General features: G+C 66.8%; 6 protein-coding genes. All 6 read left to right on the forward strand.

Going from position 1 to position 8,937, the window contains the following annotated elements; all coding sequences use genetic code 11:
• Window positions 1-196: 196 nt before the first annotated feature.
• The 6 genes from HHX30_RS34895 to HHX30_RS34920 all read left to right on the forward strand — a co-directional run bounded on the left by HHX30_RS34895 (window position 197) and on the right by HHX30_RS34920 (window position 8,472).
• Window positions 197-1,063: a helix-turn-helix transcriptional regulator gene (locus HHX30_RS34895; protein WP_169987681.1), complete on the forward strand. Its 867-nt coding sequence runs from the start codon at window positions 197-199 to the stop codon at window positions 1,061-1,063.
• A 201-nt stretch (window positions 1,064-1,264) separates the two neighbouring features.
• The gene (gene tig, locus HHX30_RS34900) at window positions 1,265-2,656 is read left to right on the forward strand and encodes a trigger factor (protein ID WP_169987683.1); all 1,392 of its coding nucleotides are present in this window, start codon (window positions 1,265-1,267) and stop codon (window positions 2,654-2,656) included.
• A 353-nt stretch (window positions 2,657-3,009) separates the two neighbouring features.
• Entirely contained in the window at window positions 3,010-3,654 is a 645-nt protein-coding gene (locus tag HHX30_RS34905) for a ClpP family protease (protein WP_169987685.1), read from the forward strand.
• A 14-nt stretch (window positions 3,655-3,668) separates the two neighbouring features.
• The gene (locus HHX30_RS34910) at window positions 3,669-4,316 is read left to right on the forward strand and encodes an ATP-dependent Clp protease proteolytic subunit (RefSeq protein WP_169987687.1); all 648 of its coding nucleotides are present in this window, start codon (window positions 3,669-3,671) and stop codon (window positions 4,314-4,316) included.
• A gap of 207 nt (window positions 4,317-4,523) precedes the next feature.
• Window positions 4,524-5,807: an ATP-dependent Clp protease ATP-binding subunit ClpX gene (gene clpX, locus HHX30_RS34915; protein ID WP_169952773.1), complete on the forward strand. Its 1,284-nt coding sequence runs from the start codon at window positions 4,524-4,526 to the stop codon at window positions 5,805-5,807.
• A 76-nt stretch (window positions 5,808-5,883) separates the two neighbouring features.
• Window positions 5,884-8,472: a valine--tRNA ligase gene (locus tag HHX30_RS34920; protein ID WP_169987689.1), complete on the forward strand. Its 2,589-nt coding sequence runs from the start codon at window positions 5,884-5,886 to the stop codon at window positions 8,470-8,472.
• The last annotated feature ends 465 nt before the right edge of the window (window positions 8,473-8,937 follow it).

Below are 8,937 nucleotides of genomic sequence, written 5' to 3' on the forward strand. Positions count from 1 at the left end.
GCGGCTCCTGCTGCTGCAAGACCCAAATGCACGTGCAGTTGTCATGTGCAGACGCACATGGCGGAAGTGCTGACTGTCAGGGACACGTAGATCAGACCTTGTCATCGGAGCCCGGAGTGGTGACACTGTGTGGGCTGGGGGTGTCGTACGGGTCGTCCCTTGGCGGCACACAGGGCCGAGGTGAGAGGGAGGCGCCGTGATACAGATCCAGGCTGGATCGGGTCCGACGGCTCTGCGCATCCTTCTCGGTTCCCAGCTCCGCAAGCTTCGTGAGAGCAAGGGCATCAGCCGTGACGAGGCCGGCCAGTGCATCCGGGCGTCCGAGTCGAAGATCAGCCGGATGGAGCTGGGCCGGGTCGGGTTCAAGGAACGCGATGTCGCCGACCTTCTCGCCCTCTACGGAGTGGAGGACGAGGAGACGCGCGATGTCGTGATGAACCTGGTCGAAAGGGCCAACGAGCCCGGCTGGTGGCACAGGTTCAACGACCTCCTGCCCTCGTGGTTCCAGGCGTACGTCGGCCTGGAGGAGGCGGCCGAGCGCATCCGCACCTACGAGGTGCAGTTCGTTCCCGGTCTGCTGCAGACCAAGGAGTACGCGCGCGCCGTCATCATGGCCGGCGCGGTCGGCGCGGCGCCGGAGGAGATCGCCAGGCGGGTGGACCTGCGGCTGGAACGTCAGCGCATCCTCGACGGCGGGAACAGCCCCAAGTTCTGGGCCGTGATCGACGAGGCCGCGCTGCGCCGCCCGATCGGCGGTGTCGACGTCATGCGGGGCCAGATCCAGCACCTCATCGACCTGATGAACCAGCCCAACGTGACGATTCAGGTCATCCCGTTCAGCTACGGAGGACACGCCGCCGAAGGCGGCGCCTTCAGCATCCTGCGGTTCGCCGACCCGGACCTGCCCGACATCGTGTACGTCGAGCAGCTCGCCAGCGCGCTTTACCTGGACAAACGGGAAGAGGTCGACCGCTACAGCGAGGTCATGGAACGCCTCTGCGCGGTCAGCACCACTCCCACGGAGACGGTGGACCTGCTACGGCAGATCATGGCCGACCTCTGATCAGTCGCTACCGGGCCTCATCTGCTCTAGACTGCCCTTGGCGTTGGACACCCGCCACAGTCGAGCATGCCCGGACAGGTCGCGTGCAGGCGAGACGGTGATCCTGCGCCTTTCACGTGGGCGCGGCGCGCGTTACTGTGCCGCGGTTGCCGTGCACGACGTGCCCGCGATCACCAGATGCTGGATCAAGGAGACCACCCCGTGAAGACCGCTGTCGAGGAGCTCAGCCCTACCCGGGTCAAGCTCACCGTCGAGGTGCCGTTCAAGGAGCTCGAGCCGAGCCTGCAGGCCGCGTACAAGAAGGTCGCGCAGCAGGTGCGCGTGCCCGGCTTCCGTCCTGGCAAGGTGCCGGCCCGGATCATCGAGCAGCGCTTCGGCCGCGCGGTGGTTCTCGAGGAGACCCTGAACGACGCCCTGCCCAAGCTGTACGGCCAGGCCGTTGACGAGACCGAGGTCTTCCCGGTCAGTCAGCCGGAGATCGAGGTCACCAAGATCGAGGACGGCGAGCAGGTCGAGTTCACCGCCGAGGTGGACATCCGCCCCGCCTTCGACGTCCCGGACTACCAGGGCGCCGAGATCGTGGTCGACGCCGCCGAGGTGACCGACGAGGACATCACCGCCCAGCTCGAGGCCCTGCGCCAGCGCTTCGCGACGCTGACCGGTGTCGAGCGGCCGGCTCAGAACGGCGACTTCGTCGTGATGGACCTGCGCGCCGAGATCGACGGCCGCAACCTCGAGGAGCAGCAGGCCGCCGACGTGTCCTACGAGGTCGGCGCGGGCTCGGTCCTGCAGGGCCTGGACGAGGCGCTGCAGGGCATGGCCGCGGGCGACGAGAAGACCTTCCGCACCACGCTCGTCGGCGGTGAGAACGCCGGCGAGGAGGCCGACGTGATCATCAACGTCAAGTCGGTCAAGGAGAAGGTGCTGCCCGAGCTGGACGACGAGTTCGCGCAGCTCGCCAGCGAGTTCGACACGCTCGACGAGCTCAAGGACAGCATCCGTGAGCAGGTTCGCCGCAACAAGCTGGTGGACCAGGTCGTGCAGAGCCGCGAGAAGGCCCTCGACGCGCTGCTGGACAGGATCGACATTCCGCTGCCCGAGAGCGCGCTCCAGACGGAGATCGACGCGCGCAAGCACAACCTCGAGCACCAGGTCGCCGAGAGCGGGCTGAGCCGTGAGGCGTACCTCCGTCTCCAGCAGACCACCGAGGAGGAGCTGTTCGCCGAGTACGAGGCGAACGCGGCCAAGGCGCTGAAGTCGGGCTTCGTGCTCGACAAGATCGTCAAGGCGGAGGAGATCGGCGTCAGCGAGCAGGAGCTGACCGACTTCGTGGTGCGCCGCGCCATGCAGATGGGTGTCGCGCCGAACACGCTGGCCCAGCACCTCGCCGACAACAACCAGCTCCCGCTGGCGATGATGGAGATCGTGCGCGAGAAGGCCAAGACCGTCATCGGGGACGCGGCCAAGGTGACCGACACCGCGGGCAACGAGGTGGACATCCAGGCCATCTACGCCGAGCTCAACCCCGAGCAGGAGGCCGTGGGCGTGGACGAGGCGGGCGAGGAGCCCGCCGACGAGACCAAGGAAAGCTGATCTCCAAGGCTCTCGCCTGACATCCGCCGCCGGCCTGCCATAGGGCGGGCCGGGGCGGCGGCGACCATGGAACCCCCGTCGCACTCGGGTGCGCCGGGGGTTTCCGGTTATATGCGGGCAAATCCCTGAAAATTTGTTTATTACCGTGGTCGGGGAGCAAGCGTACGGCCGTGACACATGTGTCTCGGCGGTCCGGCCACTGGCGGGAAACACGAGCGAAGCGGCGTGCATGCCCGTCGCGGGCCGGGCATGCGCCGACAGCGAACAGTACGGCGCACGGGCATGACCTGTCTGCGCCGCGCGTTAAGGTCACAAGCAAAGCCAATCGATTACGAGCATCGGAAGGTGACGCTGTGACCAGCCCGCCGACCTTCTTCCCGACCGGTGGTTCCGGCTTCGAGGCCCGGAGCCCGGAGGGTGGCCCCTCCCGCCTCGAGGACCAGCTCTACCAGCGCCTGCTGCGTGAGCGGATCGTGGTGCTCGGCACCCAGGTGAACGACGAGGTGGCCAACCGGCTGTGCGCTGAGCTCCTGCTCCTCGCCGCCGATGACCCCGACCGTGACATCTGGATGTACATCAACTCCCCTGGTGGCTCGGTAACCGCCGGCATGGCGATTTACGACATGATGGAGTACGTGCCGAACAACGTCTGCACGGTCGCCATGGGTCTGGCCGCCTCCATGGGGCAGTTCCTGCTCTGCGCCGGCGCCCGCGGCAAGCGGTACGCGCTCCCGCACGCCCGGATCATGATGCACCAGCCGTCCGGCGGCATCGGCGGCACCGCGGCTGACATCGCGATCCAGGCCGAGCAGATGCTCTACGTGAAGAAGACGCTCGCGGAGCGGATCGCCTACCACACCGGCCAGCCGCTCGAGCAGATCGAGCGCGACTCCGACCGGGACCGCTGGTTCACGGCCGAGGAGGCCAAGGACTACGGCTTCATCGACCACGTGGTGCGCAGCGCCCGCCAGGTGCCCTCCGAGGGCGCCGTCTCGTGACTGGAGCTTCCCAGATGAGTGAGCTGATCCGGCCGGGTGACATCAACGGCCGCTACGTCCTTCCCTCCTTCGTCGAGCGCACGTCGTACGGCGTCAAGGAGATGAACCCTTACAACAAGCTGTTCGAGGACCGCATCATCTTCCTCGGCGTCCAGATCGACGACGCTTCGGCGAACGACGTGATGGCGCAGCTGCTCACGCTGGAGTCGCTCGACCCGGACCGCGACATCAGCATGTACATCAACTCGCCGGGCGGCTCGTTCACCGCGATGACCGCGATCTACGACACCATGCAGTTCGTCCGGCCCGAGATCCAGACGGTCTGCCTGGGGCAGGCGGCCTCGGCCGCCGCGATCCTGCTGGCCGGCGGCACGCCGGGCAAGCGGTTCGCGCTGCCGAACGCCCGCGTGCTGATCCACCAGCCCTACACCGAGGGCGGCGGACAGGGCAGCGACATCGAGATCCAGGCTCGTGAGATCCTGCGGATGAGGTCGCTCCTGGAGGACCTCGTGGCGAAGCACTCGGGCAAGTCGCCCGACGAAGTTCGCAAGGACATCGAGCGCGACAAGATCCTCAGCGCCGAGGAGGCGAAGGCGTACGGGTTGGTGGACGACATCATCCCGTCGCGGAAGAAGCGTGCGGCGGCGGTCGCCGCTTCCTGAGGAGGTTGCCGCACCGGAACGGTGCCCATTTGGGCACGTTCCGGTGCGACTCACCGCTAGGGGGCTCACTGAGGGCCCGAGAGACGGTAACGTCGAAACCTGAGCGGGATGACGTTTTCGCACCGGATCGCGATCAGCGGATCGCGCAGAGGGTGCGGACGGAAGCGACCGCGGCGGCAGGCGGTCCCACGCAAAGGAGTATCTGGGGTGGCACGCATCGGCGACGGGGGAGACCTGCTGAAGTGCTCGTTCTGCGGCAAGAGCCAGAAGCAGGTCAAGAAGCTCATCGCCGGACCAGGCGTCTACATCTGCGATGAGTGCATCGATCTCTGCAACGAGATCATCGAGGAGGAGCTGTCCGAGTCCTCCGAGCTCAAGTGGGACAACCTTCCCAAGCCCCGTGAGATCTACGAGTTCCTGGACGCGTACGTCATCGGGCAGGACAAGGCGAAGAAGGCCTTGTCGGTGGCTGTCTACAACCACTACAAGCGCGTCCAGTCCGGTGAACGGGGCCGCGACGACGGCCTGGAGCTGGCCAAGTCCAACATTCTGCTGCTCGGCCCCACCGGGTCGGGCAAGACCCTGCTCGCGCAGACGCTCGCCAAGATGCTCAACGTGCCGTTCGCCATCGCGGACGCGACCGCGCTGACCGAGGCGGGCTACGTCGGTGAGGACGTGGAGAACATCCTCCTCAAGCTGATCCAGGCCGCCGACTACGACGTCAAGAAGGCCGAGACCGGCATCATCTACATCGACGAGGTCGACAAGATCGCCCGCAAGAGCGAGAACCCGTCGATCACGCGGGACGTGTCGGGCGAGGGTGTGCAGCAGGCCCTGCTCAAGATCCTGGAAGGGACCACGGCGAGCGTGCCGCCGCAGGGCGGGCGCAAGCACCCCCATCAGGAGTTCATCCAGATCGACACCACGAACGTGCTGTTCATCTGCGGCGGCGCCTTCGCCGGCCTCGAGAAGATCATCGAATCCCGGGTCGGTAGGAAGGGCATCGGTTTCAACGCGATCATCCACTCCAAGGAGGAGATGGACTCCTCCGACATCTTCTCGGACGTCATGCCGGAAGACCTGCTCAAGTTCGGCATGATCCCCGAGTTCGTCGGCCGGCTGCCGGTGATCACGTCGGTGCACAACCTCGACAGGAGTGCGCTGATCCAGATCCTCACCGAGCCGCGCAACGCGCTCGTCAAGCAGTACCGGCGCCTGCTCGAGCTGGACAACGTCGAGCTGGAGTTCACCGACGACGCGCTGGAGGCCATCGCCGACCAGGCCATCCTGCGCGGCACCGGCGCCCGCGGTCTGCGCGCCATCATGGAGGAAGTCCTCCAGTCAGTGATGTACGAGGTGCCCTCCCGCCAGGATGTGGCCCGCGTCGTCATCACCCGCGAGGCCGTGCTGGAGCACGTGAACCCGACCCTCGTGCCGCGCGACCAGCTGCAGGCCAAGCAGCAGCGGACTCCGAGGGAGAAGTCGGCCTGACAGGCCACTCTCCGGCCGTGTTGTTGTCCACAGGGTGTGCGGCGACGGCTCGGGTGGCGTCCGGACGTCCCTAGAATTGGGCAGCGTGACTACGTCTGAGCTGCCCACCCAGTACGCCCCCGCCGATGTCGAGACCCGGAGCTACGAGCGCTGGGTATCGGCGGGCTACTTCACCGCGGACCCGGGCAGCGGGCGCGAGCCGTACAGCATCGTGCTTCCTCCGCCCAACGTGACCGGGTCGCTCCACGTGGGCCACGCGCTCGACCACTCGATCCAGGACGCGCTCACCCGGCGGGCCCGGATGCGGGGGATGGAGACGCTGTGGCTGCCCGGCATGGACCACGCCGGCATCGCCACCCAGAACGTCGTGGAGCGCGAGATCGCCAAGGACGGCCTGTCCCGCCACGACTTCGGTCGCGAGGCGTTCGTCGAGCGCGTCTGGCAGTGGAAGGAGGAGTCCGGCGGCCGGATCCTCGGCCAGATGAAGAAGCTCGGCGACGGGGTGGACTGGTCCCGCGAGCGCTTCACGATGGACGAGGGGCTCTCCCGGGCCGTCCAGACGATCTTCAAGAAGCTGTTCGACGACGGGCTCATCTACCGCGCCGAGCGGATCATCAACTGGTGCCCCCGCTGCCTGACCGCTCTGTCCGACATCGAGGTCGAGCACAGCGACGACGACGGCGAGCTCGTCTCGATCCGATACGGCTCGGATGACGAGGAGATCGTCGTCGCCACGACCCGTGCGGAGACCATGCTCGGCGACACCGCGGTCGCCGTTCACCCCGCCGACGAGCGCTACGCGCACCTGGTCGGCAAGTACGTCGAGGTCCCGCTCACCGGGCGGCGCATCCCGATCGTCGCGGACGAGCACGTGGATCCCTCGTTCGGCACCGGCGCGGTCAAGGTCACCCCCGCGCACGACCCGAACGACTTCGAGATCGGGCGTCGCCACTCGCTGGAGTCGCTCGTCATCATGGACGAGCGCGGCATCATCACCGCCCATGGGCCCTTCCAGGGCCTCGACAGGTTCGAGGCACGGCCCGCCGTCGTGGCCGCGCTGCGCGAGCAGGGTCGCATCGTCGCCGAGAAGCGCCCGTACGTGCACTCGGTCGGCCACTGCTCCCGATGCAAGACCGTGGTCGAGCCGCGGCTCTCGCTGCAGTGGTTCGTGAACGTCACACCGCTGGCCAAGGCCGCCGGCGACGCGGTGCGTGACGGCCGCACCCGCATCCATCCGCCGGAGCTGGCCAAGCGCTACTTCGACTGGGTCGACGACATGCACGACTGGTGCATCTCCCGCCAGCTGTGGTGGGGCCACCGGATCCCCGTCTGGTACGGCCCGGACGGCGACATGGTCTGCGTGGGTCCCGACGAGGAGCCGCCGGCCGGTTACGAGCAGGATCAGGACGTCCTCGACACGTGGTTCTCCTCGGGACTGTGGCCGTTCTCCACGCTGGGCTGGCCCGACGCCACGCCCGAGCTGGCCCGCTTCTATCCGACGACCGTCCTGGTCACCGGCTACGACATCCTGTTCTTCTGGGTGGCCCGGATGATGATGTTCGGGTTGTACGCGATGGACGGCCAGCCGCCGTTCCGTACTGTGGCGCTGCACGGCATGGTGCGCGACCAGTTCGGCAAGAAGATGTCGAAGTCGTTCGGCAACGTCGTCGACCCGCTCGACTGGATCGAGCGATACGGCGCGGACGCCACACGCTTCACGCTGCTCCGCGGTGCCAACCCCGGCTCCGACGTGGCGATCAGCGAGGACTGGGCGGCCGGATCCCGCAACTTCTGCAACAAGATCTGGAACGCCACCCGGTTCGCCTTGATGAACGGGGCCGTCTCCGACGGCCTGCCCGATGACCTCACCGCGGCCGACCGGTGGATCCTGTCCCGGCTGCAGGAGGTCGTCGCGAGTGTCGACGCGGCCTTCGAGGAGTTCGAGTTCGCGAAGGCCTCGGACGCCCTCTACCACTTCGCCTGGGACGAGGTCTTCGACTGGTACGTCGAACTGGCCAAGGTGCAGTTCGCCGAGGGCGGTGCGGTGGCCGAGAACACCAAGCGCGTGCTGGGGCACGTCCTCGACGCGCTGTTGCGGCTGCTCCACCCGCTCGTGCCGTTCGTGACCGAGGAACTGTGGCGTGCCCTGACGGGCAGGGAGTCGATCGTCGTCGCTCCCTGGCCATCGGTGTCGCCAGACCTGCTCGACCCCGCGGCCGAGCAGGAGATCGTGTCGCTGCAGAACCTCGTGACGGAGGTGCGCAGGTTCCGATCCGACCAGGGGCTGAAGCCCGGCCAGCGCGTGGCCGCGCGACTGTCCCTGTCCGGTACGGCTCTCGCGGCCCATGAGGACGCGATCCGGGTCCTGCTGCGCCTGGACGAGCCGGCGGACACCTTCAATCCGACAGCCCGGCTCACCGTCGGCACGGTGCTCGTGGAGATCGACACGGCCGGCGCCATCGACGTCGTCGCCGAGCGGAAGCGGCTGGAGAAGGACCTGGCCGTGGCGCGCAAGGAGCAGGCGCAGGTCACGGCGAAGCTCGGCAACGAGCAGTTCATGGCCAAGGCCCCCGAGGACGTCGTGGCGAAGGTACGCCGGCGTGCCGAGCAGGCCGCCGAGGACATCTCTCGTCTCGAGGCCCAGCTCGCCGCCCTGCCGGCATAGGTGTGCCAGATGAGGTTTGGGAGTGCTGGAGACGGGGCAGGACAGTGAAGTTGCCTAAGTTGTCTCCAGCACCTCCCAACCGGTGCTAGTCTTTCTCTCGCGCTGAGGGTCCGGCGAGTCGGAACACCCCAAGGGGTTCCGGTTGTTAGGCTCTCGGTCACTCCCTCCCTCTGATCCGATCTCGGATGTCTCGTCTCGATTCGACGAGGTGTCGGGGATCAGGTAAGTTCGAGGGGTTGCCCCGGAAACGGGGTAGCCGAAATTCTTGGTAAAAAACGGAATTCGAAGCAAATCGAGTTGATTTGACACGAATAACCGGACTCGCCAGAATAGAGGCAGAACGAAGCGAAACGCCCCGGAGCGTTAGGGCCTGGTGACGGGTTCTGGGTGATGGTGGTCGCGTCCGTTTCTTGAGAACTCAACAGTGTGCTAAAAGCCAGTGCATGAAATCATGCATGACCCCGT

The sequence above is a fragment of the Microbispora sp. H10836 genome, from assembly GCF_012999525.1.
GTDB lineage: Bacteria > Actinomycetota > Actinomycetes > Streptosporangiales > Streptosporangiaceae > Microbispora.

Excerpts from the sequence above, each read along its gene's own strand:
- HHX30_RS34910 (WP_169987687.1), top strand. The coding sequence starts at position 3,669 with ATGAGTGAGCTGATCCGGCCGGGTGACATCAACGGCCGCTACGTCCTT.